Source organism: Curtobacterium poinsettiae (assembly GCF_047226435.1).
Classification (GTDB): Bacteria; Actinomycetota; Actinomycetes; order Actinomycetales; family Microbacteriaceae; genus Curtobacterium; species Curtobacterium poinsettiae.
This window is the reverse complement of sequence record NZ_CP178434.1, coordinates 653,651-676,908: the sequence shown is the minus strand read 5'-3', so window position 1 is coordinate 676,908 and position 23,258 is coordinate 653,651. Positions and strand designations below refer to the sequence as shown.

Here is a 23,258-nt window from a genome sequence, read left to right as displayed (position 1 = left end):
GTGCGGAAGTCCCTACGCATCACCCTGATCACCCTCGGCGCACTGGTGGCGGTCCCGGTCCTCGCCCTGGCGACGACGACGGTCGTCAACGTCGTCGCGACCCACGTCGAGGCATCCGAGATCGACGACTACGGCGAGCGCGTGCCCGTCGACGGCAAGCAGATGAACGTCGTCGTCCGCGGCGCCGGCACCACGTCCGACACGGGGACGATCGTGCTCCTGCCGGGGCTCGGCACCGCCGCCCCCGGGCTCGACTTCGGGCCGCTCATCGACCAGCTCGCCCGCTCGCACCGGGTCGTCGCCGTCGAACCCTTCGGTACCGGGCTGAGCGACCAGACCGACGTCCCGCGGACCGCGGCGAACATCACCCACGAGGTCCACGAGGCCCTGCAGCACCTGCACGTCGACCGGTACGTGCTGATGGGCCACTCGGTCGCGGGCATCTACGCCCTGCCCTACACGGAGCGGTACCGCGACGAGGTGACCGCCTTCGTCGGCATCGACAGCAGTGTGCCGCGGCAGTCGAGCTGGGACGAGCCGATCCCGACCGGCACGATCGTCGCCCTCGATCGGCTCGGCCTGCTGCGCGCACTCGGCGGAGCGTCGTCGGACACGTACGGCGACGCCTACGACGACGGGACGAAGCGCCAGATGCAGCTGCTCTCGGCGAAGAACGGTGCCGCCCCGACGATCATCGACGAGATGCGGCACGCGCCGGAGAACTTCCGGTCCGTCGAGGACTCGCGGTTCCCCACCGACCTGCCGGTGCTGTTGTTCGTGCGGACCAACGACGACGACGTGCCGAACTGGGTCCGGCTGCACGAACGTCAGGCCGCGAGCGTGGAACACGGCCGGGTCATCGGACTGGTCGGCGACCACTACCTGCACCACACGTTGTCGGAACGGATCGCCAGGGACACCGACGCGACCCTCGCTACCCTGGGCGCGTGACGCAACCCGGGCAGGAGCGGCCCCGCGCCGACGCCGACGTCCGGGTCGTCCACTGGTCCTCGGTCGCGTCGCTGTGGCTCGTGGTGCTGGTGGGCTGCGGCGCGCAGGTCCTGATCGGCACAGACAGTCCGCCGACAGCGCGGACCCCCGTGCTCGTCGTGCTCACCGTCGCCGCGACGGTGGCGGCGCTCGCATCGATCCCGCTGCTGCTCCGTCCCGCCGGTGCGGCGTCGGCGCGCCACCCGGCCGTGCTCGCCCTGCTGGTGCTCGCGGTCGCCACGTGGGTGGTCTCGCTCGTCCCGTCGGCGACCGGCTCCGCGTGGTCGTTCACCCTGGCGATCGCGGGCGGCACGGTCGGCTGCCTGCTGCGGGGGTGGGCCCGGGTCACCGTGCTCGCCGGCACCGTCGTCCTGCTGGTCGGGGCAGCCGACGCCCGCGCCGAGCCCGCCGAACTCGTCCTGGTCGGGACCCTCGCGCTCTTCGCCTTGATGCCGCTCAGCGTCGTCTGGATCCACCGTGTCGTGCTCCGGCTCGAAGCCGCACGTCGCACCGCCTCCGACCTCGCCGTCGCCGAGGAACGACTCCGCTTCGCCACCGACCTGCACGACATCCAGGGCCACCACCTGCAGGTCATCGCGCTGAAGAGCGAGCTCGCCGAACGGCTGCTCGACGCCGACCCCGAGCGTGCCCGGGGTGAGCTGTCCGACATCCGGACCGTGGCGCGGGAAGCGCTCGAGGACACCCGGGCGCTCGTCGGCGGTTACCGCACCGTGACGGTGGCGGTCGAGGCCCGGAACGCCGCAGCTGTCCTGCGGTCGGCGGGGGTCGGCTGCCGCGTGCGACTCGAGACCGCCGGCATGCCCGACGCGGTCGGCGCCCTGTTCGCCGTCGCGATCCGCGAGGCCGCGACGAACACCATCCGGCACAGCCACGCCAGCACCGCGTCGATCGAGCTGCTGCGCGACGGCGACGCCTGGGCCCTCACGGTGGCGAACGACGCGCCGCGGTCGTCCGAACGGCCGGGCACGGGGACCGGGACCGGGACCGGGACCGGGACGGGCATCGACGGGCTCCGGCAGCGCGTCACGCCACACGGTGGGACGGTCCACGTCGACCGGCGTGCGGACCGCTTCACCCTGGTGGTCCGCATCCCGGCCCCCGCACGAGCGGTGGTGTCCACGTGATCAGGATCGTGATCGCCGATGACGAGGAGCTCATCCGCGGCGCACTCGTCGCCCTGCTCGGCCTGGAACCCGACCTCCAGGTCGTCGCCGACGTCCCCGACGGTGCCGCAGCGGTGGCCGCAGCCCGGAGACACCTGCCGGACGTCGTCCTGCTCGACCTCGAGATGCCCGTCCTCGACGGCATCGAGGCCGCTCGTGCACTGTCGGACACGATGCCCACGATGATCGTCACCCGCCACGCGCGGCCGGGAACCCTCCGACGTGCCCTCTCCGCCGGGGTCCGCGGCTTCGTCCCGAAGTCCACGCCGGCCGCCCGGCTGGCCGAGATCATCCGCGACGTGGCGGCGGGCGAGCGGTACATCGACGCCGGTCTCGCGGCGGCTGCGCTCAGCGAGGACGAGAGCCCGCTCACCCCGCGCGAGGCCGACGTCCTGCGCTGCACCCACGACGGACTCGCGACGAAGCAGATCGCCCGGGAGCTCTCGCTCGCGCACGGCACGGTCCGCAACCACCTGTCGTCGGCGATCGCGAAGCTGCACGTCGACAACCGCGTCGCAGCGGCAGCCGCGGCCTGGGACCGAGGGTGGATCTGACCGATCCGCCCTTCTTTTGCATCATGCAAGACAACGGGGTAGAGTGGTGGTCATCCAGCCGACGGCGTCGCGGTCGCCGGCTCGGTGACCCGCGGACCTCGGCACGACGACGAGGAGCACCCATGCAGAACCGTCAGAACCCCCTGGGCGGCGCCTACGTGACCGGCCTCGAATCCCGCGCCGAGCTCGGCGCCTTCACGGGCGACGCGACCCGCAGCCCCGTCGGCAGCTACACCGGCACCGGCATCGGCCGCGCACTCGGCCGCTTCGTCGACACGCAGTTCCGCCGTCCCGGCACCGCGACGTCCTCGTCGCGCACCGTGACCGGCTCGTTCCGCACGGCGACGGGTTCGTTCCGCACCGCCTGAGGCACCTGCCTCCACAGACTGCGAGCGGTCGTCCACCCCGGGGGTCCCCCCTCAACCCGGGTGGGGCGGCCGCTCGCTCGCGTCCTCGCCGGAGTCTCGCGCACTTCCCCCGAACGCGTCAGGGCCGCCGATGCCAGGATGGACGCATGAACGACCGCGCCGGCACCCCAGCGACCGCAGACGACCTCGTCGACCTGGACGAGCTCCTCGCCGCCTACCACGACCGAGTGCCCGACGTCTCGATCCCCGAGCAGAAGGTCGTGTTCGGCACGTCCGGACACCGCGGGTCGTCGCTCGACACCGCCTTCAACGACACCCACATCGCCGCCATCACGCAGGCGATCGTCGAGTACCGCCGCGAGCAGGGCACCGACGGCCCGCTCTTCATCGGCCGCGACACCCACGCGCTCTCCGCCCCCGCCGAGCAGACCGCTCTGCAGGTCCTGGCCGCCAACGGCGTGCGCGTGCTCGCCGACAGCGCGGACGGCTTCGTGCCGACGCCCGCGCTGAGCCACGCGATCATCCGCTACAACCGCGCCGACAACCCGGACACGGCGGACGGCATCGTCATCACGCCGAGCCACAACCCGCCCCGCGACGGCGGCTTCAAGTACAACCCGCCGCACGGTGGCCCCGCGGACAGCGACGCCACGAGCTGGATCGCGAACCGGGCGAACGCGATCATCGAGGGCGGCAACGCCGAGGTGCAGCGCACCGAGGACGCCGAGCCCGAGCGCTACGACTTCCTCAACACGTACGTGGCCGACCTCGAGAACATCATCGACATCGCGGCGATCAAGCAGGCCGGCGTGAAGATCGGCGCCGACCCGCTCGGTGGCGCCTCGCTGCCGTACTGGAACGCCATCCGCGACCACTACGGCCTCGACCTGACCGTCGTGAACCCCGAGGTCGACCCCACGTGGGCGTTCATGACCCTCGACTGGGACGGCAAGATCCGGATGGACCCGTCGAGCCCCTCGGCGATGGCCTCGGTGCTCGCCCGCAAGGACGACTTCGACGTGCTCACCGGCAACGATGCCGACTCCGACCGGCACGGCATCGTCACGCCCGACGGCGGGCTGATGAACCCGAACCACTACCTCGCGGTCGCGATCGAGTACCTCTACGCGCACCGACCCGAGTGGCGCGACGACGCCGCGATCGGCAAGACGCTGGTGTCGTCGAGCATCATCGACCGCGTCGCCGAGTCCCTGGGCCGTCGCCTGTGGGAGGTCCCGGTCGGCTTCAAGTGGTTCGTCCCCGGCCTGATCGACGGCTCCGTGGCCTTCGGCGGCGAAGAGTCCGCAGGTGCGTCCTTCCTGCGCACCGACGGCACCGCGTGGACGACGGACAAGGACGGCATCATCCTGGCGCTCCTGGCGTCCGAGATCGTCGCCGTCACCGGCAAGACCCCGTCGCAGCTCTACGCCGAGCTGACCGAACGCTTCGGCGCCCCGGTCTACCAGCGCGTCGACGCCGCGGCCTCGAAGGAGCAGAAGGCCCGCCTCGGCAAGCTCGACGGCGACGCCATCACCGCGGACACCCTGGCCGGCGACCGGATCACCGCGAAGCTGTCGAAGGCCCCGGGCAACGACGCGGCCGTCGGCGGCGTGAAGGTCGTCACCGACAAGGCCTGGTTCGCCGCGCGGCCGTCGGGCACCGAGGACGTCTACAAGATCTACGCCGAGAGCTTCGTCGGGCAGGAGCACCTCGAGCAGGTGCAGCGCGAAGCCAAGGAGATCGTCGACGCGGCACTGGGCGCCTGACGCCCTCGTCGGTCGGGCTGCGGGACTCGGTTCCCGCAGCCCGACCGCCGGAACCGAACCGGGCCTCCAGGCCGTGCGCCGCAGGGGTGAACCGGGCGTACCGTGACTGCCGATCCACTCAGGAAGCGGTCTCGGTGTGACCGAGCACTTGCGGCAGTTGTAACTTTGCAGGCAGCGCAAAAATCGTTCTGCCAGCGCATCGGTACCCGGGAGACCCTGCTCATGACCCAGACGGCGACCGCACCCGCGGCCCCCACCACGGCGTCCAACGTCGTGATGACGCACCGACAGATCCTGTTGGTGATCTACGGCCTGATGGCCGGCATGTTCCTCGGCGCCCTCGACCAGACCATCGTCGGCACCGCGATCCGCACCATCGGCGACGACCTGCACGGCCTCGACCAGCAGGCCTGGGTCACCACCGGGTACCTCATCGCCTCGACGGTGACGACCCCGATCTACGGCAAGCTCTCCGACATCTTCGGTCGCCGGCCGCTCTTCATCACCGCGATCGGCATCTTCATCGTCGGCTCGTTCGCCGCGTCGTTCTCGGACTCGATGCTCATGCTCGCCGGGTTCCGCGCGCTGCAGGGCCTGGGTGCCGGTGGCCTGATGTCCCTGCCGCTGGCGATCATGGGCGACATGCTCGCCCCACGCGAGCGGGCGAAGTACCAGGGCTACTTCCTGGCGGTCTTCGGCATCTCGTCGGTCATCGGGCCGCTCGTCGGTGGTGTCTTCGCCGGCGCCGACCAGCTGCTGTTCATCGCCGGCTGGCGCTGGGTCTTCCTGATCAACGTGCCGATCGGCGTCATCGCGCTGTTCATGGTGCTGACGTTCCTGCACCTGCCGAAGTTCGGCAACCGCGGCAAGCCGCGCATCGACTGGTGGGGCGCGACGCTCGTCATCGTCACCCTCGTGCCACTGCTGCTCATCGCCGAGCAGGGCCGCGAGTGGGGCTGGGACTCCCCCGCCGCGTTCGCCTGCTACGCCATCGGTGCCCTCGGCCTGATCGCGTTCATCATCGTCGAGCGGGCCATGGGCGACGACGCGATCCTGCCGATGAAGCTGTTCGGGTCACGGGTGTTCTCGATGTCCGCGATCCTGTCGGTGCTGGTCGGCTTCGGCATGTTCGGCGCGATGCTGACGATCCCGCTCTACCTGCAGATCGTGAAGGGCGTGACCCCGACCGAGTCCGGGTTCGCGATGCTGCCGATGGTGCTCGGACTGATGATCTCGTCGATCGCCTCCGGCCAGATCATCTCGAAGACCGGCAACTACCAGGTGTTCCCCGTCACCGGCACCGCGTTCACGGCCGTCGGCTTCACCGTCCTGACGTTCCTGACCGCCGACCGGCCGCTCTGGTTCCTGATGCTCGGCATGTTCCTGATCGGCCTCGGGCTCGGGCAGCTCATGCAGACGCTGACCCTCGCCGCGCAGAACTCGGTCTCCCCCCGGGACATCGGTGTCGCCACGAGCGCCGCGACGTTCTTCCGCCAGATCGGCGGCACCATGGGTACCGCCGTCCTGCTCTCCGTGCTGTTCACCCTGATGCCGACCAACATCAGCGCCGCCATGCAGAACGAGTCGGACCTGAAGAGCGCGCTCAACGCCGCGATGACCCCCTCGGTCGCGAACGCCTCGAAGAACCAGGGCGTGATGGACGAGATCTGGACGAAGATCGTCGACCCGGTGCAGCAGAACGTGCAGGACGGCCTCGACCAGGGCACCGCGCAGGCGAAGCAGGCAGCCGACGCCGCCGTGACGAAGCAGGTGACCGCAGCCGTGCAGCGGCAGGTCGCCGCGGGCACCGTCCCCGCAGCCGCCGCGGACACGATCATCGCCCAGCAGGTCGACGACGCGAAGCCCGCCGCCGAGCAGCAGGCGCTCGAGACCGCCGCCACGAAGGCGAACGCCTCGGTCGTCGACGGGAAGCTGCAGATCGACTACTCCGACCGGGCGCAGCGGGAGAACGTCGTCGACCAGGTCGCGCCGGCGCTCGTCAAGCAGCTCAAGAGCGGCGACTCGGCCGCGAACTCCTCCACCGACTCGGCGACGAGCGACACGTCGTTCCTGAACGGGGCCGACCCCCGTCTCAGCCGTCCGTTCCTGGTCGGGTTCAGCGACTCGGCCGTCCGCGTGTACTACGTCGGACTCGCGGTGATCCTGCTCGCGTTCGTGCTGACGTGGTTCTTCCGGGTGCCGCCGCTCCGCAAGACCTCGGCGTTGCAGGAGCAGGCCGACGCGGCACGGACCGCCGACGCCGCGGCTGCTGCTCCGGGCGCCGGGCCGGAGCCGACGGTGCCGGGTGCGTCCTCGCGCGACGTGCCGACCTCACCGGACGTGACGCCGCAGCCCCGGTCCGCTCGGGCGCCCGGAGCACCGGACGGTGCGGACGACACCCGCGCGCCGCTGCCGAACGCCACGACGCACGGTGCGCACTCAGCGGCTGCGCCGGTGGACAAGCCCCCGACGACGACCGGTGCCATCCGGACCCGGGCTGCGCACGCGGCGACGGCCGTGGAGCCGGACGCCCCCGGGGCCGCAGCCGATGCGGCGGAGGCGAGCCGGGCCTCCCGGCCGGACGCTGACGACGTGCACGCACACGGGCGGCACTCGGCCGAGTAGTCGGCGCGGGCGCCCGCCCGCTGATGCCGAACGACGAGGTCGCTGTCGCACGACAGCGACCTCGTCGCATCTGCGCGGGTGCACCCGTCGCGGCCGCGAGAGCGACTCCGTCGCCTCAGACCGCCGGCGCCGCGTCCCCCGCCGCTGCCGCCGGTGCTCCGGCAACCTCGAACGAGGCCCCCGGCAACCGCTTCCGCATCACGTCGATCGCCGACGGGTTGTCGTCCACCAGCACGTACCGCCGCCCGAGCGCCTGTGCCACCGCACCCGTGGTCCCGCTGCCTGCGAAGAAGTCGAGGACCCAGTCGCCCTCGCGTGAGGACGCCTGCACGATCCGCCGCAGCACCCCCTCGGGCTTCTGCGTCGGGTAGCCGGTCTTCTCACGGCCGGTCGGCGAGACGATCGTGTGCCACCACACGTCGGTGGGCAGCTTGCCGCGCTCGCGCTTCTCAGGGGTGACGAGCCCCGGTGCCATGTACGGCTCGCGGTCGACGGCCTCGGAGTCGAACCAGTACCGTGCCGGGTCCTTCACGTAGACCAGGATCGTGTCGTGCTTCGTGGGCCACCGGGTCTTGGACTTGGCGCCGAAGTCGTAGGCCCAGACGATCTCGTTCAGGAACGATTCGCGGCCGAAGAGCGCGTCGAGCAGCACCTTGGCGTAGTGCGACTCGCGGTAGTCGAGGTGCAGGTACAGCGTGCCGTCGGCGGCGAGCAGGCGCCAGGCCTCGATGAGGCGGGGCTCGAGGAACGACCAGTAGTCCTCGAACCGGTCGTCGAAGCGCATCAGGTCGCCGCGCACCCGCTCGTAGGTCCGGCCGTGGAACCCCATCACGGGGCCGTCGGCCTTCGGCACGGCGGACGTCGCGTGCCGGCGCTGGTACCGGCCGGTGTTGAACGGCGGGTCGAGGTACACCAGCGTGAAGGAGCCGTCCGGGTACGCGGGGACCACATCGAGGGCGTCGCCGAGGACGACGCGGTCCGGGCCTCGGTCGTCTCCCCTGCGCACGGACCCATTGTCGCGCACCGAGCAGGCACGCGGCGCGCGGCGCAGGCCTCCAGCACAGAGCGCACGCCCAGGCCGCGGCGTACGGTCGACTGCATGGCAGCAGCACCCGAGGTCCGCAACGACACCGACAAGCAGCAGTACTCCCTGGTCGAGGACGGCGAGGTCATCGGCTTCGCGGCGTACGAGATCGACGGGGACGAGATCCGCTTCGTGCACACCGAGGTCGATCCCGAGCACCGCGGCGGCGGGCACGCGTCGATCCTGGTGCAGCACGCGCTCGACGACGTGCGTTCCGGGTCGTCGCGACGTGTCGTCGCGCAGTGCAGCTACGTGCACGCGCGGATCGAGCGGCACCCGGACTACCAGGAGCTCACGACCCGCTGAGCGAGCAGCACGACGCGCAGAAGCTCAGTACGACCGGTCGTGCGTCCCCGCGCGTGCCTCGTGTCGCCCGGCGCTCCGCACCGTCGGCACCCGGATGAGCACGTTGCCGCTGAGCAGGTCGTGGTCATCGTCCGCCGGTGACGGTGCCTGTTTCGGCAGGCGCGCCTGCCGTTCGTACTCGGCTTGCGTCTCGTGCCGGGTCGGTGCGAACACCTCGTCCAGCATCCCGACCATGCCTCCGGATCCGCCGCTCCGCTGAGATTTGTTCGACAGGTCGATCCACCCCAAGCGATCGGCGATCCACACCACGACGGCCACAGCGGCCACCGCCCCCATGAAGATCAACCAGTTCACGGCAGCGACGCTACGTGGGCCGGGCGACGAGCGGATCAGCCGCGCGGGGGATTCCCATCATCCACACGTCTGGTTCATGAGATCGAGGCGCACACTCGAGGCAGCGGCGGCCGGGACGTCCCCCCTCAGCTCCGGCCGCCGCGTCACCGGACACATCGGCGTGACATGATGACGCCGTGCTCGACGACGCAGACCGGGACCTCATGCGGGCGTTCGCCCGTTACATCGACCACGCGAACGAACTCGCGGGGACTGAGCAACGTGCGGTCCTGACGCCGATCGGCGAACGGGTCCGCGACCACCTGGGTGTCGATCCGCAGTCGATCCCGGTGGTCACCGAGGAACTCCCCGACCACCGCCTGGTCGACGCGGACATCGCGCTCGAAGCCCTCACCGGCGCGCGCCCGGATGCGCTGATCGGCATCGCGGGCGACGACTCCCGGTTCCACAGCTCCGTCAGCGAGTTCCTCGCGAACCAGCACATGCAGTGGGCACCGGGGCCGGTCAGCTACACCGACCGCGCCACCGGCCCGGACACCACGCGCCGAGTGGTGTCCCTGGGCCTCCGCATGCTCGTCTTCGACGGATCACCCGTGGCGGTCGTCCAGCGTGCGGCCAACCCGGAGTACGGCCGGGCACGTGCGACGCTCGAGGTCATCGCGGCCGACCAGGACGCCGCCGCGGCGTTCCTGCGGCGCCTCCGCGCACTCATGATCGAGCGCAGCGTCCTCCGCGGCCAGGTCCTGTCGTTCGTGCGCTCCGAGTACGGCGCCGACGCCGGCGCGACGTTCCTGCGGCGCCCCGACATCGCCGCCGACGACGTCGTGCTGGCCGACGGCGTCCTGGACGAGGTGGTCGACCACGTCGTCGGGATCGGCGACCAGCGCGAGGCGCTCCTCGCTGCCGGGCAGCACCTCAAGCGTGGTGTCCTGCTGTACGGCCCGCCCGGTACCGGCAAGACCCTGACGATCCGACACCTGCTCACCCGGACCGAGGGCGTGACGGCGGTCCTGCTCACCGGTTCGAGCATCGCGGCGATCGGGGCGGCGGCGGAGATCGCGCGGACCTTCCAACCGTCGATCGTCGTGCTCGAGGACATCGACCTGGTCGCGATGGAACGGCACGCGTCGCCGCAACCGCTCTTGTTCGAGGTGCTCGACGCGCTCGACGGCCTGGACGGGGATGCCGACGTCGCCTTCGTCATGACCACGAACCGCGTGTCCGTCCTCGAACGTGCCCTGGCCGACCGGCCCGGACGTGTCGACCTCGCCGTGGAGATCCCCCTGCCGGGTCTGCCGGAGCGCCGGCGGCTGTTCCGTCGGTACGCCGGCGCGCTGCCGTTCTCGGACGAAGCCCTGGCCGGTGCCGCCGAGCGCGCCGAGGGGACGACCGGCTCGTTCGCGAAGGAGCTCATGCGTCGGAGCGTCCTCGGCGCGGCCCTGCGCGGAGCCGAACCGGAGGACGGCGACCTGGTCGCCGCGCTCGACTCGCTCCTGACCGAACGGTCGGCACTCACCCGGAAGCTGCTCGGCGTCCGAGGCGAAGCGGACGACCACGAAGCGGACCACGAATCGGACGACGACGAGGCGGACGACGAAGCGGATGACGACGAGGCTGGCGATCCGGACGACGACGACGACGGCTCCGCCGACACCGGCCGGTGGGTGGCCTACGCCCCGCTCGCCCGCCACAGCTTCCGCCCGGGACCGGTCGACGGCCGGGTCGACCTCACACTGCGGTCCGACGACGAGGACGACGAGCGCTGAGGCTCACGGCACCCGCTCGAGCCACTCCTTCGTCGCGAACTTCGTCCGCACCAGTTCCTGCGCCCGCTCGCGCTCGGCCTCGGTCACGTGTCCCTCGGTCGCCCCGTACAGCCGGGTGAAGGTGCCGATCAACCGTTCGATGATCTCGGCGCGGGACAGCCCGGTCTGTGACCGCAGCGGGTCGACGCGCTTGGCGGCACTGGTGGTGCCCTTGTCGCTCATCTTCTCGCGCCCGATCCGCAGCACCTGCACCATCTTCTCGCCGTCCATGTCGTAGCTCATGGTGGCGTGGTGCAGCAGCGACCCGGTGCCGAGACGCTTCTGAGCGGCCCCGCCGATCTTGCCCTTGGTCGAGGTGATGTCGTTGAGGGGCTGGTAGTACGCCTCGATGCCGAGCGACTTGAGCGCCTCGATCACCCATTCGTCGAGGAACGCGTACGAGTCGGCGAAGGTCATGCCCTGCACCAGGTCGGACGGCACGTAGAGCGAGTACGAGATGACCGCACCGGCGTCCATGAACATCGCGCCGCCGCCGGAGATGCGTCGGACCACCTGCACGCCGTACTTCTCGGCGCCGGCCGGGTCGACCTCGTTCTTCAGCGACTGGAACGAGCCGATCACGACGGCCGGCTGGTCCCACTCCCAGATGCGCAGGGTCGGGCCACGGCGTCCGGCGCCGACCTCTTCCGTGAGCACCTGGTCGAGCGCGAGGTGCTCGTTCGGGCTGATCGGCCCCTCGTGCACGATCTGCCAGTCGTGGTCGCGCCAGGTCGAGGCCCGCGAGAGCGCACGGCGCACCGCGACACCGACGGACTCGGGCGTGAAGCCGAGCAGCACCGCATCGGTCGGCAGGGCCGCCCGCACGGCTGCGGCGATGCCCGCGGCGTCGGTGGTGACGGGGAGCCCGTTCACGGCCGCGTCGATGAGCGGCAGCGCGTCGTCGGGTTCCAGGAAGAAGTCACCCGCCAGGCGGAACTGCTGGATCGTGCCGTCGACGGCCTCGAGGTCGACGACGACCAGCTTGCCTCCGGGGACCTTGTACTCACCGTGCATGCCGCAACCCTATTCCGGACGGCCGACGGCCCGGCAGTGGGCCTGCCTGGTGACGGCCTGGAGGCGCGTGGCGGCGCCGCCACGGGCCTCCAGTCCGTCGCCGGCCGCGTCGCAGGACCCGGCGAGCGCCGTCAGCGCAGCAGCTTCTCGAGGTACTCCGACGATTCGCGTTCGGACACCTCGCGATCGTCATCATCAACGTAGGTGTACTCGTACTCCTCGACCTCTCCGGTCGCGACGTACCCCAAGCGCTCGTAGAGCCGGCGGGCAGAGGGGTTGTCGACGGCGACTCCGATGCGGAGTACTCCTCGGTCCTCCGCTGCGGCCTCGCTTGCCGCGATGATCGCTGTCCCGACACCCTGACCCCGGTACCGAGCATCGACTCGCAGGTTGCGGAGCTCGGGTCGGGGTCCCGCTGTCACCTCGCCAGAGCCGACCGGAACCCCGTCGACCCAGGCGACGAGCACCGACAGCGCGCCCCGCACCTGTTCGGTGTAAGCGCTCCGGACGTAGTTCCGGGTCGGCGGTTCGCGGGCTTCGATCGAAGCGAGCGACGCCTCGTCAAGGCGTCTGACAACGACTTCGCTCATGAGACCTTCTCTTCTGGACTCGATGCCCCTGCCTGCTCGACGTCAGGCGCATTCCTCGGCTGCGTCAGCGCGCGGTCACCCGGTCGAGCCATGCGACCAGGTCGCCGATGACCTCGGCGCGGTTCGTCTCGTTGTACACCTCGTGGCGCGCGCCCTCGTACACCTGCACGGTCACGTCGGACAGTCGGCCGCGTCGGCGGTACGCCTGCGCCAGACGCTCGATCGAGCGCGGACCCCCGAGGGTGTCGTCGGAGCCGACCTGCAACAGCATCGGGAGGTCGTGCGGGATCCCCCGCCGCGGCACGCCGAGCAGCCGGAGGGTGTCGGCGAGCCCGAACAGCCCGATGACGTCGGCCTCGACCGCCAGGGGGTCGACCGCCATCGCGTCGATGATCTTCCGGTCGCGGGTGAGCCACTCGTACTTGGTGGGCCCGGACCCCGCGTGCCGGGCGTTGAGGTCGCCGCTGTTCATCCAGCCGGGCAGCCGGTAGGCGCTCGCGGACAGGACGACGCCGTCGTAGCGGTCCGACGAGGTGTTCACGATCCGCTGGGCCATCAGCGACCCCCACGAGTGCCCGAGCAGCACGAGCGGCAGCCCGGGTTCGTCGGCCCGCGCGACCGCGCTCATCTGCTCCACTGCGGCGATCGCCGCGCGCAGCCCGCCGGGGCCGAGCCGACCGAGCTTGGCGTGGTCGCCGTCCCACTGGGCAAGGCCCGTGCGACCGTGCCCGCGGTGGTCGTTCGCGTGCACGGTGTAGCCGGCGCGCACCAGGTCCTGCGCGAGCGGCTCGTAGCGGAGCCCGTGCTCGCCGACGCCGTGGGCGATCTGCACGATCCCCTTCGGCCGCGCCGCACGCCAGGTCGAGTAGACGATCTCGACGCCGTGCGCGTCGGTGAACGAGGCGTCGCCGCGAGCGGCGGAGAAGGTGGGCACACTCGCATCCTTTCAGACACTGCCATCCTCGCAGACGCGCTCCATCCCGGACCTGTTCACCCGGCGTTCACGCAGGGGGTTCGAGGTGTGGCCTAGCGTCCTGCGCATGGACGTCATCGTCATCGTCACGCTCGTGATCGTCGTGGCCCTCGTGTTCGACTTCACGAACGGCTTCCACGACACCGCGAACGCCATGGCCACCTCGGTCGCTACCGGCGCGCTCAAGCCCCGGACGGCGGTGATCATCTCCGCCGTGCTCAACGTGGTCGGCGCGTTCCTGTCCACCGAGGTCGCCAAGACCGTCTCGCAGGGGATCATCCGCGAGGGGCAGGACGGCATCCACATCTCCCCCACGATGATCTTCGCGGGGCTGGTCGGCGCGGTGCTCTGGAACCTGGCGACCTGGTACGTCGGGCTGCCGTCGTCCTCCACGCACGCGCTGTTCGGCGGCCTCATCGGTGCCTCGATCATCGGCGCCGGGCTCAACTCGATCAGCTGGGCGACGGTGGTGTCGAAGGTCGTGCTGCCGGCGCTCCTCTCCCCGCTCATCGCCGCGGTGATCGCGCTGGTCGCGACCTACCTGGCCTACGTGCTCACGAAGAACGCGACGACCCACGGTGCGGCGACCGGCTTCCGGCACGGGCAGACGATCTCGGCGTCGCTGGTGTCGCTCGCGCACGGCACGAACGACGCGCAGAAGACGATGGGCGTCATCACGCTGACACTCATCGCCGCGAACTACCAGGCCGCGGGCACCGGTCCGGCGCTCTGGGTGATCCTGGCCTGCGGACTCGCGATCGGCCTCGGAACCTACATGGGCGGCTGGCGCATCATGCAGACCGTCGGCAAGAAGATCTCCGACGTGCAGTCGCCGCAGGGCTTCGCCGCCGAGACGAGTTCCGCCGCGACGATCCTCATCTCCTCGCACCTGGGCTTCGCGCTCTCGACGACCCACGTGACGAGCGGCGCGGTCGTCGGGTCGGGGCTCGGCAAGAAGCTCGCCGACGTGCACTGGTCGGTCGTCGGACGCATCGTCGCGGCCTGGGTCATCACGCTGCCCGCCGCCGCGGTGGTCGGAGCCCTCGCGACCTGGCTCGCGTCGACCTCGGCGTTCGGGCTGGTGCTCGTCGCGGTCCTCGCCCTGGCTGCTGGGCTCACCTTCTACGTGCTGGCGAAGCGCAAGCCGGTCTCGCACGAGGACATCACCGCCGACGCAGCCGGGCCGACCGAGCAGCCCGAGCCGCAGCCGACCGGCGCAGCGAACTGAGGGGAACGACGATGGACATCGACTTCACCGCGATCGGCACGGTCGCCGGCGTCGGCTTCGTGGCCGCTGTGGGCCTGGTGCTCGTGTACACGCTCGGCCTGCGGCTGCTCGGCACCGGGCAGCCGGACGACGCCGGCGGCGAGCGCACGCAGTACTCCGACGAGAGCCCCCGCTCCGGGCACACCCCGCCGGCGGCACTGGCCGGTGCCGTGCTGTGCTTCGCGCTGTGCATCGCCGCCGTGCTGGCGGGCATCTGGCTCACGATCCCCCAGTTCCACTGAGTTCGTTCCTTCCCAGAACACCCGCGATGACTGGTGGAACCGGGCGTACCTGGTCAGAACTCCCGACCAGGTACGCCCGATCCGACCAGGGACGCCCCGCCCCGCGCCAGCCCCACCTGGGATGATCGAGCGGTGACCAGCCACCGCCTCGACGCCACGGTCGACTCCGCCGTCGACGTCTTCACCGCCGAACGCCAGCCGGTCCTGACCGTGGAACCGGGCGACACGGTGACCGTCCGTACCCTCAGCGCCGCGGGCTACACGGGACGCCAGCCGGGCCCGGGCCTCGACGCCCCGACCCTGATCGACCCGCGCCGGGGGCACTGCCTGGTCGGGCCGATCGCCGTCGCAGGAGCACGTCCGGGGATGGTCCTGGCCGTGCGCTTCGACGAGCTGGTCCCCGACGACTGGGGGTACACGGCCTCGGGCGGGGTCGACTCCCCCGTCAACCGCGCGCTCGGCCTGACCGACCCGGCGTCGCGCGGCCCGCTGCTCTGGGACATCGATGCCGCCGCTGGCGTCGCCGTGAACCAGCTCGGCCTCGGGGTCCGGACGGCACCGTTCCTCGGCGTCGTCGGGGTCCCGCCCGAGGCCACCGGCGAGCACTCGACGATCCCGCCCCGCACGGTCGGCGGCGGCAACGTCGACTGCCGTGAGCTGATCGCCGGCTCGACCCTGTACCTGCCCGTCACGGTGCCGGACGCTCTGCTCCAGGTCGGCGACGGGCACGCGGCCCAGGGCGACGGCGAGGTCTCCGGAACGGCGGTCGAGTGCGGCATGACGACGACGATGACCCTGACGCTCCTCGATGTTGCCCCGGTCGAGGGTGTGCACGCCGACACCCCCGCGGGACGCATCACCTTCGGCTTCGACGCCGACCTGAACGTCGCCACCGCCACGGCGCTCGACCACATGGTCGACTGGATCGCCGGGCTGCACGGGATCGGCCGCGCCCAGGCGCTCGCGATGGCGAGCGTCGCGGTGAGCATGCGCATCACGCAGGTCGCGAACCGCACCTGGGGCGTGCACGCGCTGCTCCCGCACGACGCGATCCTGACGGACGCACGGCGCTGAAGGCCGGGAGGCCCGCCCAGCGCGAGCCGACCGGCGCACGCTGGGTGGGCCTCCCGTCCGACGTTCCTTCCCATCGCACCCGCGCTGGGAAGCGGGAACGGGCGTCCCTGGCCGGGAGAACCGACCATGGACGCCCGTTTCGACCAGGTACACCCGAGAACCAGTTCGTTCGCTGAACTAATGAGCTAGGCTAACGACCGATGACCGACGCCACCGACCTCCGCATCGCGGTGAACCGGCTGTCCCGCACCCTCCGTGCCCAGAAGGCCGACTCGAGCGTCACCGACGCGCAGTTCTCCGCCCTCGCCCGCCTGCACCGCGACGGCGCCATGACCCTGGCCGACCTGAGCCGGCAGGACGGCGTGACCCCACCGTCGATGACCAAGACCATCGCGGTGCTGGTCGACCGGGGGCTGGTGTCGAAGGACGGGCACGGCGACGACCGCCGCAAGGTGCTGCTCGGTGCGACGCCCGCCGGAGCCGCCTTCGTCGAGGAGACCCGACGTCGTCGCGACGGCTGGCTCACCCCGCGACTCGCAGCACTCACCGCCGACGAGCGGACCACCCTCGCCGACGCCACCGAGATCATGAGGAGGCTGGCCCAGCAGTGACCGCCATGTTCCGCTCCCTCGCCGGACGCAACTACCGCATCTGGTTCGCCGGGGCCCTGGTGTCGAACGTCGGCACCTGGATGCAACGCACCGCCCAGGACTGGATCGTGCTGACCCAGCTCTCCGACAACAACGCCGTCGCGGTGGGCATCACGATGGCCCTGCAGTTCGGCCCGCAGCTGCTGCTCCTGCCCCTCACCGGCCTCGCCGCCGACCGGTTCGACCGCCGGAAGATGCTCATGCTCACCCAGGGCCTGATGGGGCTGCTCGGGCTGGGGCTCGGCGTCATGGTCCTCACGCACACCGCCACCCTGCTCGCGCTGTACGGCTTCGCACTGGCCCTCGGCATCGTCGCCGCGTTCGACGCCCCGATCCGGCAGGCCTTCGTCTCCGACGTCGTGCAGGGCGAGGACGTCTCGAACGCCGTCGCCCTGAACTCCGCGTCGTTCAACGCCGCACGCCTGATCGGCCCCGCGGTCGCCGGTGTGCTCATCGCGGCGATCGGCTCCGGCTGGGTGTTCGTCATCAACGCCGGGTCGTTCCTGGCCGTCCTCGTCGCGCTCCGCTTCGTCGATCCCGCACAGCTCGCCGAACGGGTCCGAGCCGGCCGTGGGAAGGGACAGATCGTCGCCGGCTTCCGGTACGTCCGCACCCGGCCGGACATCGTCGTGGTGCTCTGCATGATCTTCGTCGTCGGCACGTTCGGCGTGAACTTCCCGATCTTCACCTCGACCATGGCGCGGGTCGAGTTCCACCAGGGCGCCGGCGAGTTCGGGCTGCTCAACTCGGTGATGGCGGTCGGCTCGGTGCTCGGCGCGCTGCTGTCCGCCCGCCGGGACAAGCCGCGGATGCGCACCCTCGTGCTCGCCGCCGGCGGGTTCGGGCTCGCGTGCACCGCCGCCGCCCTCGCACCGACGTACTGGACCTTCGCGATCGTGCTGATGTTCGTCGGGCTCGCGTCGCTGACCTTCATGACGACCGCGAACGCCCTGGTGCAGACCACGACGAAGCCCGCGATGCGCGGCCGCGTGATGGCCCTGTACATGGCGATCTTCGCGGGCGGCACCCCCATCGGCGCCCCGCTCGTCGGTGCCGTCGCCGACGCCTTCGGGCCCCGCTGGGCGATCGTGGTGGGCGCGGCATCGGGCTTCGTGGCGCTCGCGATCGCACTCGTGTGGCTCGTCCGGTACCAGCGGGTCCGGTTGCGCTACGACGCCGACTCGCGGCTGCACCTGGCGATCACGCACGCCGTGCCGGTGGTCGGCTCGCGTGCCGCGCTCCGCCGCGAGCTGGAACGCGACGAGACGCTCGCCGACCGCTCCAGCGCCGTCTGACGGACCGGCTGACGACCTGCGCGTCGGCCAGCGGTCCGCGACGCCACCGACCGTCGGACGGGAGGCCCGTGCCGGCGCCGCCACGGGCCTCCCGTCCGACGCGTCCCACGTCCACGGCCGCGGTCGCGGTCGCGACGCACTGACCGGCCCCGTTCCGTCGCGCGCGCGCCCGGTCGGGTCAGAGCACGGGCGCGGACGACGCGAACACGCGCTCGTCGAGTGCGGCGGCGACGCGGTCGGCCGCCGCCGCCAGGCGTTCCCCGACGTCCCCCGCCACGGCGAGCGCGGACTCCTCGGGGATCGCGTCGAGCAGCGCGCGGACCTCGTCGAACGCGGCGACCTCGTCCGCGACGCAGGACGGGGCGACGTCGGCCAGGCACTCGGCCGCGCGGTGCACCGTGAAGCGCAACGACCGCGGGCTGTGCACGTCGAGGAGCAGGAAGGCTGCGGCGTCGGACGGCACCGGCGCGTGGTCACGGCCGCGCAGGAACGCTTCGCCCGCGCCGCACGCCCGGAGCGCCGCCGTCCACGAGGTGACCGAGTCCGGTTCGAGCAGCCGGGACGCCAGGAGCCGTGCCGTGGAGGCGCAGCGGGTCAGTGACCGACCGAGGGTGAAGAACTCCCACACCTCATCCCGGCTGGCATCCCCCTCGACGACCCCGATGGCCAGGGCACTGCGCTCCCGCACCCAGCCCAGGAACTCGTGCGCGCGGTCGGGGGCGATCTTCCGGGGCATCCGCGACCGCGTGACGTCGAGGCAGTCCCAGAGCTCGCTCGAGACGACCTCGCGGGCACGGCGTGCGTGGTCGCGGGCGACGGCGACGGCGGCGGCGATGGACGCGGGTTCGTGCCGGTCGAGTGCCAGGGCGTCGACGGTGGCGGCGCGGTCCGGGTCGTTCGCGGGGCCCGTGGTGCCGATGATGCTGCGGAGCTCGGTGGACACGAGCCGGTCGTCGTCGAGGGTGCCTGGTTCCCGGCGGGCGACGTAGACGTCGAGCAACCGTGCGACGACGTCGGTGCGCTCCACCGCGCTCCCCACGTGGAAGACGTTCCCCGCGAGGCGGCTCAGCACGGCTGCTCCTGCATGTCGAGAACCTAACGAGCCGGCGTTGCCGGGGTGTTACGGAACCGCGTCACGGGTGTTGCAGGTGTCCCCTCTCCGCGCTCGCTAGACAATCTAACTAGAGCGTCTAGCATTGGTGCATGACGTCCGAGGTGATGACCAGCACCGCGGGGTACTGGTACGAGGACTCCGCGGTCTCCGCCGTGGACGTCCTCAACGCCCTGCGGCGGTACCGGACGGCCGAGAGCGCAGCGCAGCGCCGTGCGCGTGAAGCACTCGGGATCGGCGAGAACGCGCTGCTGGCGATCCGGTTCCTGATCGACGCCGAGCACGACGGCCGCACCGTCAACGCGAAGGACCTCGCCGAACGGCTCGAGATCACCGCGGCGTCGACGTCAGCGCTCGTCGACCGGCTCGTCCGCAGCGGTCACGTCGAACGGCACGCCGACCCGAACGACCGCCGTGGCGTGATCCTCACCGCCACCGGCACCTCGATGCGGCACGCGCTGCGCGTCATCGAGGAGCTCGACGCCCGCGCGCTCGAGGTCACCGAGCACCTGCCGAGCAACGAGATGGCCGTCGTCGTGGACTTCCTGGACGAGATGGTCCGGGTCGTGGACGAACTCGACGTCACGCCCGACCACTCCCGTCGCGCGTAACCTGGCCCGCATGGACCCTCGTGGCGAGCACCACCCCGAGGACGACATGCCGTTCGCCGAGCTCGATTCGCGCGCCCGTGCCGACGCCGCACTCCGGCGGATCCAGGCCGGCTCCGATCCGGCACGCGAAGCCTTCGACCTCGCCAACACCATGAACGACGAGGCCGTGGGGCGGCTCACGAAACGTCTGCGGCAGTTGTTCCGGCGGGGTTGATCCGACGGGGTTGATCCGGCGGGGTTGATCCTCGCCGGCTGACCGATCGGTCGTTCCACCTGCGCGCGTCTGTGCCTCAGAACGCGGTGCCGACCGCGGCGATGTCGTCACCCCCGTGCCCGGCCGCACTGGCGTCGGCGTACACGCGCCCGAGCGCCTCGAGCAGCGTCGTCGACACCCCTGCGGTCCGGGCGGCATCGGTGATGAGTCCGATGTCCTTCCGCAGCCCGTCGAGAGCGAACTGCGCGGGGAACTCCCGAGCGATCATCGCGGCACCCTTGGTGTGGGCGTAGGCGGAGTCGCTCGCGCTGCCCTCGATGGCCTGCAGGAAGAGCGCAGGGTCGAGGCCCAGGGCAGCCGCCAGGGCCAGGGACTGCCCGGTCGCCGCGGTGATCGAGGCGATCCAGGCGTTCGCGGCGAGCTTGAGCGCGGTGCCGTCGCCCACGTGGTCGCCAGCGCGGACGGTCTTCGCACCGATCGCGTCGAGCACGGGGTCGACACGGTCGAGCAGGTCCGCCGGGCCGGCCGCGAGCATCGTCAGCTTGCCCTGCTCGGCGGGGGCCTTCGTGCCGAGCATCATCGCCTCGACCAGGGTGATGCCGTACTTCTCCCCCAGCTGCACGACCGTCGCGGTGCCGTCGACCCCGATCGTCGAGGCCTGCACCCACACGGCGTCGGTCGGGGCCTCACCGGCGGCCTGCTCGAGGACGTCGACGACGGCATCGGTGTCGAACAGGGTGAGCAGGACGACCTCGGCGTGCTCGACGGCACTGCCCGGGTCGGTCGCCACCGTCGCGCCGTGGGCACCGAGGGGTGCGGCCTTGTCGGCGCTCCGGTTCCAGACCGTGACCTCGTGACCCTCGCGCAGCAGCGATCCCGCCACGCCGGCACCCATCGCACCCGTCCCCAACACCGTCACTCGCACGCGCGTCTCCGTCCTGGCGCGACACCGTGCCGCGACCGTCCCGACGCTACGCCCGACGCCGTCAGAGGAGCCCGCGAGCCTGCAGCCAGGCGGCGGGGTCGATCGGGATGCCGGCCACGATGACCTCGAAGTGCAGGTGGGCGCCGGTCGAGACACCCGTGTTGCCGACGGCCCCGAGGCGGTCCCCCGCGCCGAGGACCTGCCCGGGTGGGACGTCGATCGCCGACAGGTGCCCGTACCGGGTCGTGGTGCCGTCGGCGTGCTGCAGGAGGACCTGGTTGCCGTAGCCGCCGAGGGCCCCCGCGGAGACGACCCGGCCGGGCAGTGCGGCGACGACCGGGGTGCCGATGGGCGCGGCGAAGTCGACACCCTGGTGGTTCGACGAGCAGGCCGCGCAACCGGCGACCCAGCGGGGGCCGAAGCCGCCCGCGTCCGGGACCGAACCGATCGTGGGACGGACGGCACCGCCGGTGGGGTCCGGTCCACCCGGCACCCGGAGCGCCGCGGCAGCACGGCCGACCGAGAAGTCGTCGCGGTCGGCCGCCGGACCAGGGGCGCCGTCGGCGACGAAGTGCTGCATGCCGACCACCGCCGACGTCGCTGCCGACGGGGCCGGAGCGGCGACGACGATCTGCGGCGAGCCGACCGCCACGAACAAGCACGTGACGGCGGTCACCGCCCCGGCGGGCAGGGTCCGTCGGGCGCGGACCCGGATGGACACGAGGCTGCGAAGACGACGGGCAGGAGCAGCGGTCGGGGCGGGCTGGGTGTTCTGGGTTCTTCGGGTGTTCTGGGTTCTTCGGGTGGAAGCCGGGGTGACGGGAGGGGACACCGCCACCCCGGCGGCTCGGAGGGTGCCCCGGTGGGCACCGTGTCGTGCACGGCGCCGTGGGGACACCGTCGGTCGGGCTGCGGCGCGACGCTCGGCACCGCGGGGACGACCGGGCAGGCCGTCGTCGAGGGTCGTCATCGCGCGGGGGCCGACCCGGTCAGACGCGGACGACGCCGTCGCGGGCGATGCGGTCCAGCTCGCACACGACGGCGTCGACGATCGCACGGGTGATCGCGTCGGCGACGGTCTCGACCAGGACGAGGTGCTCAGGGCGGATCGTGACCTCGGTCACCAGGGCCGACGCCACCCGCACCGGGATCTCGTCGATCGCGGCGACGAGTGCCGCCGGGACCAGTGCGGAGTCACCGGGACGGACGGGCGCGGACATCGGCGAGGTCGGCACCGGGGTCACGACGGCGCGCGCCGGTACAGGAGTGGTGGACGGAACGTCGGCCTGATCGCGACGCTGGGCGATGGAGTCGAAGAGCGGGGTGGAGGACATGCTGCGGACGGTCCGATCTGATCTCGTGGCTGGTCGTTCTCGGGCGACCGGCGATGGGGACGTGCCGAGCGGCACGTCCCCATTCAACCATCGATATTTCAGATGTGCAATAGTGACCGGACAGTCGAGTGCTCAGTCGGGATCGACGGCGGCCGCGGTCGGGTCGTCGGGCTGCAGCGCTCGTCGCACCCGCTCGACGATCGTCGCGGGCGGGTTGTTGTAGGCGTTCGCCGGTTCCTGGCCGCTGAGCTCCTGGATCGCCGCCATCACCGCATCGGTCGCGTGACGCCGGGCACGACCGGACGATGCCTCGCCGAAGGACGACAGGTCGATCGGTCGGCCGAACTCGATCGTCACCCGGGCGAGCTTCGGCAACCGTGACCCGACCGGCTGCACGTCCTCGGTGCCACGCAGCGCGACGGGCACCACCGGGGCACCGCTCGTCAACGCCAGCCACGCGACCCCCGTGCGGCCCTTGTAGATCCGGCCGTCGAGCGACCGCGTGCCCTCGGGGTAGATTGCGAACGCCTCACCCTCCTGCAGCCGTGCGAGACCGAGGTCGAGGGCCTGCTGTGCCGCTGCACCCGCACCGCGCTCCACCCCGATGGCGCCGATGCCACCGAAGAACGCGCGGGACACCGCTCCCTTGAGGCCGGTCCCCGCGAAGTACTCCTGCTTCGCCAGGAACGACACCTTGCGCGGCGCCATCAACGTGATCGCCGGCGAATCGATGAAGGAGCGGTGGTTGCTCGCCAGGATCACCGCCCCGCGCTTCGGGACGTTCCGACGACCGATGATCTTCGGGCGCCACAGCATCCGGGCGAGCGGGGTCACGACCGCACGGCTGAGCACGGTGGCGAACTTCGTCGAACCGGACACCGGACCTCCTCGTGGTGACGAGCTACCGAGTGTAATGAGGCGC

Annotated in this window: 25 protein-coding genes; 15 read left to right on the top strand and 10 right to left on the bottom strand. The window is 71.5% G+C overall.

The features are described 5' to 3' along the window. The 6 genes from ACL00U_RS03245 to ACL00U_RS03220 all read left to right on the top strand — a co-directional run bounded on the left by ACL00U_RS03245 (position 1) and on the right by ACL00U_RS03220 (position 7,487). On the top strand, positions 1-951 hold the full coding sequence (locus tag ACL00U_RS03245; RefSeq protein ID WP_412873815.1) for an alpha/beta fold hydrolase: 951 nt from the start codon (positions 1-3) through the stop codon (positions 949-951). Next, the gene (locus ACL00U_RS03240; protein ID WP_412873814.1) at positions 948-2,135 is read left to right on the top strand and encodes a sensor histidine kinase; all 1,188 of its coding nucleotides are present in this window, start codon (positions 948-950) and stop codon (positions 2,133-2,135) included. The genes ACL00U_RS03245 and ACL00U_RS03240 overlap by 4 nt, the downstream gene beginning before the upstream one ends. Further along, a complete protein-coding gene (locus tag ACL00U_RS03235; protein WP_412873813.1) occupies positions 2,132-2,728 on the top strand; it encodes a response regulator in 597 nt (198 codons plus the stop codon). Before ACL00U_RS03240 ends, ACL00U_RS03235 begins: the two co-directional genes overlap by 4 nt. Before the next feature lie 122 nt (positions 2,729-2,850). Continuing rightward, complete coding sequence (locus ACL00U_RS03230) at positions 2,851-3,096, top strand: hypothetical protein (RefSeq protein ID WP_071251544.1); 246 nt, start codon at positions 2,851-2,853, stop codon at positions 3,094-3,096. Between the two features lie 146 nt (positions 3,097-3,242). After that, positions 3,243-4,862 carry a phosphoglucomutase (alpha-D-glucose-1,6-bisphosphate-dependent) gene (gene pgm / locus ACL00U_RS03225; protein WP_412873812.1) on the top strand — a complete coding sequence of 540 codons (1,620 nt, stop codon included), beginning with the start codon at positions 3,243-3,245 and terminating at the stop codon, positions 4,860-4,862. 222 nt (positions 4,863-5,084) lie between these two features. After that, positions 5,085-7,487: a DHA2 family efflux MFS transporter permease subunit gene (locus ACL00U_RS03220; protein ID WP_412873811.1), complete on the top strand. Its 2,403-nt coding sequence runs from the start codon at positions 5,085-5,087 to the stop codon at positions 7,485-7,487. Between the two features lie 115 nt (positions 7,488-7,602). Here the strand turns inward: ACL00U_RS03220 and ACL00U_RS03215 are convergent, their stop codons facing one another. Next, positions 7,603-8,493 (bottom strand): DNA-methyltransferase, encoded by an 891-nt coding sequence (locus ACL00U_RS03215; RefSeq protein WP_031259284.1) that lies wholly within the window; start codon positions 8,491-8,493, stop codon positions 7,603-7,605. Between the two features lie 93 nt (positions 8,494-8,586). Here ACL00U_RS03215 and ACL00U_RS03210 point away from each other — a divergent pair, with 93 nt between their 5' ends. Continuing rightward, positions 8,587-8,877 carry a GNAT family N-acetyltransferase gene (locus ACL00U_RS03210; protein ID WP_412873810.1) on the top strand — a complete coding sequence of 97 codons (291 nt, stop codon included), beginning with the start codon at positions 8,587-8,589 and terminating at the stop codon, positions 8,875-8,877. Positions 8,878-8,901: 24 nt separating this feature from the next. On the opposite strand, the gene ACL00U_RS03205 is transcribed toward ACL00U_RS03210, so the two are convergent. After that, complete coding sequence (locus tag ACL00U_RS03205; protein WP_017886186.1) at positions 8,902-9,231, bottom strand: hypothetical protein; 330 nt, start codon at positions 9,229-9,231, stop codon at positions 8,902-8,904. 176 nt (positions 9,232-9,407) lie between these two features. Between ACL00U_RS03205 and ACL00U_RS03200 the strand changes: the two genes are divergently transcribed. Then, on the top strand, positions 9,408-10,997 hold the full coding sequence (locus ACL00U_RS03200; protein WP_259551810.1) for an AAA family ATPase: 1,590 nt from the start codon (positions 9,408-9,410) through the stop codon (positions 10,995-10,997). Positions 10,998-11,000: 3 nt separating this feature from the next. On the opposite strand, the gene ACL00U_RS03195 is transcribed toward ACL00U_RS03200, so the two are convergent. From ACL00U_RS03195 to ACL00U_RS03185, 3 genes are all read right to left on the bottom strand, one after another. Next, a complete protein-coding gene (locus ACL00U_RS03195; protein ID WP_042537820.1) occupies positions 11,001-12,050 on the bottom strand; it encodes a lipoate--protein ligase family protein in 1,050 nt (349 codons plus the stop codon). A gap of 131 nt (positions 12,051-12,181) precedes the next feature. Next, complete coding sequence (locus ACL00U_RS03190) at positions 12,182-12,640, bottom strand: GNAT family N-acetyltransferase (protein ID WP_056069263.1); 459 nt, start codon at positions 12,638-12,640, stop codon at positions 12,182-12,184. Between the two features lie 64 nt (positions 12,641-12,704). After that, positions 12,705-13,574, bottom strand: coding sequence for an alpha/beta hydrolase (locus ACL00U_RS03185; RefSeq protein WP_052481680.1), 870 nt, complete (start codon positions 13,572-13,574; stop codon positions 12,705-12,707). A gap of 106 nt (positions 13,575-13,680) precedes the next feature. Here ACL00U_RS03185 and ACL00U_RS03180 point away from each other — a divergent pair, with 106 nt between their 5' ends. The 5 genes from ACL00U_RS03180 to ACL00U_RS03160 all read left to right on the top strand — a co-directional run bounded on the left by ACL00U_RS03180 (position 13,681) and on the right by ACL00U_RS03160 (position 18,141). Continuing rightward, positions 13,681-14,841: an inorganic phosphate transporter gene (locus tag ACL00U_RS03180; protein WP_056069266.1), complete on the top strand. Its 1,161-nt coding sequence runs from the start codon at positions 13,681-13,683 to the stop codon at positions 14,839-14,841. Between the two features lie 11 nt (positions 14,842-14,852). After that, positions 14,853-15,122 (top strand): hypothetical protein, encoded by a 270-nt coding sequence (locus ACL00U_RS03175; protein WP_017886192.1) that lies wholly within the window; start codon positions 14,853-14,855, stop codon positions 15,120-15,122. 132 nt (positions 15,123-15,254) lie between these two features. Beyond that, positions 15,255-16,196 carry an acetamidase/formamidase family protein gene (locus ACL00U_RS03170; protein WP_412873809.1) on the top strand — a complete coding sequence of 314 codons (942 nt, stop codon included), beginning with the start codon at positions 15,255-15,257 and terminating at the stop codon, positions 16,194-16,196. A gap of 200 nt (positions 16,197-16,396) precedes the next feature. Continuing rightward, entirely contained in the window at positions 16,397-16,807 is a 411-nt protein-coding gene (locus ACL00U_RS03165) for a MarR family winged helix-turn-helix transcriptional regulator (protein ID WP_017886194.1), read from the top strand. Next, positions 16,804-18,141 carry an MFS transporter gene (locus tag ACL00U_RS03160; RefSeq protein ID WP_259575700.1) on the top strand — a complete coding sequence of 446 codons (1,338 nt, stop codon included), beginning with the start codon at positions 16,804-16,806 and terminating at the stop codon, positions 18,139-18,141. Before ACL00U_RS03165 ends, ACL00U_RS03160 begins: the two co-directional genes overlap by 4 nt. A 178-nt stretch (positions 18,142-18,319) precedes the next feature. On the opposite strand, the gene ACL00U_RS03155 is transcribed toward ACL00U_RS03160, so the two are convergent. Then, complete coding sequence (locus ACL00U_RS03155; RefSeq protein ID WP_052481681.1) at positions 18,320-19,213, bottom strand: alpha-E domain-containing protein; 894 nt, start codon at positions 19,211-19,213, stop codon at positions 18,320-18,322. Positions 19,214-19,344: 131 nt separating this feature from the next. On the opposite strand from ACL00U_RS03155, the gene ACL00U_RS03150 reads away from it, so the two are divergent. After that, complete coding sequence (locus ACL00U_RS03150) at positions 19,345-19,863, top strand: MarR family winged helix-turn-helix transcriptional regulator (protein ID WP_031259287.1); 519 nt, start codon at positions 19,345-19,347, stop codon at positions 19,861-19,863. Between the two features lie 10 nt (positions 19,864-19,873). Then, positions 19,874-20,077 carry a hypothetical protein gene (locus tag ACL00U_RS03145; RefSeq protein ID WP_017886198.1) on the top strand — a complete coding sequence of 68 codons (204 nt, stop codon included), beginning with the start codon at positions 19,874-19,876 and terminating at the stop codon, positions 20,075-20,077. 76 nt (positions 20,078-20,153) lie between these two features. Here ACL00U_RS03145 and ACL00U_RS03140 read toward each other — a convergent pair whose 3' ends face one another. The 4 genes from ACL00U_RS03140 to ACL00U_RS03125 all read right to left on the bottom strand — a co-directional run bounded on the left by ACL00U_RS03140 (position 20,154) and on the right by ACL00U_RS03125 (position 23,215). Further along, positions 20,154-20,990 carry an NAD(P)-dependent oxidoreductase gene (locus tag ACL00U_RS03140; RefSeq protein WP_056069767.1) on the bottom strand — a complete coding sequence of 279 codons (837 nt, stop codon included), beginning with the start codon at positions 20,988-20,990 and terminating at the stop codon, positions 20,154-20,156. A gap of 73 nt (positions 20,991-21,063) precedes the next feature. Beyond that, on the bottom strand, positions 21,064-21,972 hold the full coding sequence (locus ACL00U_RS03135) for a M23 family metallopeptidase (RefSeq protein ID WP_412873808.1): 909 nt from the start codon (positions 21,970-21,972) through the stop codon (positions 21,064-21,066). 19 nt (positions 21,973-21,991) lie between these two features. Next, on the bottom strand, positions 21,992-22,336 hold the full coding sequence (locus tag ACL00U_RS03130) for a hypothetical protein (protein WP_412873807.1): 345 nt from the start codon (positions 22,334-22,336) through the stop codon (positions 21,992-21,994). 132 nt (positions 22,337-22,468) lie between these two features. After that, positions 22,469-23,215 carry a lysophospholipid acyltransferase family protein gene (locus ACL00U_RS03125; protein ID WP_412873806.1) on the bottom strand — a complete coding sequence of 249 codons (747 nt, stop codon included), beginning with the start codon at positions 23,213-23,215 and terminating at the stop codon, positions 22,469-22,471. Between the last annotated feature and the right edge of the window lie 43 nt (positions 23,216-23,258).

What these genes read in the sequence shown, in the direction of transcription:
- ACL00U_RS03230 (WP_071251544.1), top strand. Translation starts at nt 2,851, where the DNA reads ATGCAGAACCGTCAGAACCCCCTGGGCGGCGCCTACGTGACCGGCCTC.
- pgm (WP_412873812.1), top strand. Translation starts at nt 3,243, where the DNA reads ATGAACGACCGCGCCGGCACCCCAGCGACCGCAGACGACCTCGTCGAC.
- ACL00U_RS03220 (WP_412873811.1), top strand. Translation starts at nt 5,085, where the DNA reads ATGACCCAGACGGCGACCGCACCCGCGGCCCCCACCACGGCGTCCAAC.
- ACL00U_RS03210 (WP_412873810.1), top strand. Translation starts at nt 8,587, where the DNA reads ATGGCAGCAGCACCCGAGGTCCGCAACGACACCGACAAGCAGCAGTAC.
- ACL00U_RS03195 (WP_042537820.1), bottom strand. Translation starts at nt 12,050, where the DNA reads ATGCACGGTGAGTACAAGGTCCCCGGAGGCAAGCTGGTCGTCGTCGAC.
- ACL00U_RS03190 (WP_056069263.1), bottom strand. Translation starts at nt 12,640, where the DNA reads ATGAGCGAAGTCGTTGTCAGACGCCTTGACGAGGCGTCGCTCGCTTCG.
- ACL00U_RS03180 (WP_056069266.1), top strand. Translation starts at nt 13,681, where the DNA reads ATGGACGTCATCGTCATCGTCACGCTCGTGATCGTCGTGGCCCTCGTG.
- ACL00U_RS03175 (WP_017886192.1), top strand. Translation starts at nt 14,853, where the DNA reads ATGGACATCGACTTCACCGCGATCGGCACGGTCGCCGGCGTCGGCTTC.
- ACL00U_RS03165 (WP_017886194.1), top strand. Translation starts at nt 16,397, where the DNA reads ATGACCGACGCCACCGACCTCCGCATCGCGGTGAACCGGCTGTCCCGC.
- ACL00U_RS03150 (WP_031259287.1), top strand. Translation starts at nt 19,345, where the DNA reads ATGACGTCCGAGGTGATGACCAGCACCGCGGGGTACTGGTACGAGGAC.
- ACL00U_RS03145 (WP_017886198.1), top strand. Translation starts at nt 19,874, where the DNA reads ATGGACCCTCGTGGCGAGCACCACCCCGAGGACGACATGCCGTTCGCC.
- ACL00U_RS03135 (WP_412873808.1), bottom strand. Translation starts at nt 21,972, where the DNA reads ATGACGACCCTCGACGACGGCCTGCCCGGTCGTCCCCGCGGTGCCGAG.
- ACL00U_RS03130 (WP_412873807.1), bottom strand. Translation starts at nt 22,336, where the DNA reads ATGTCCTCCACCCCGCTCTTCGACTCCATCGCCCAGCGTCGCGATCAG.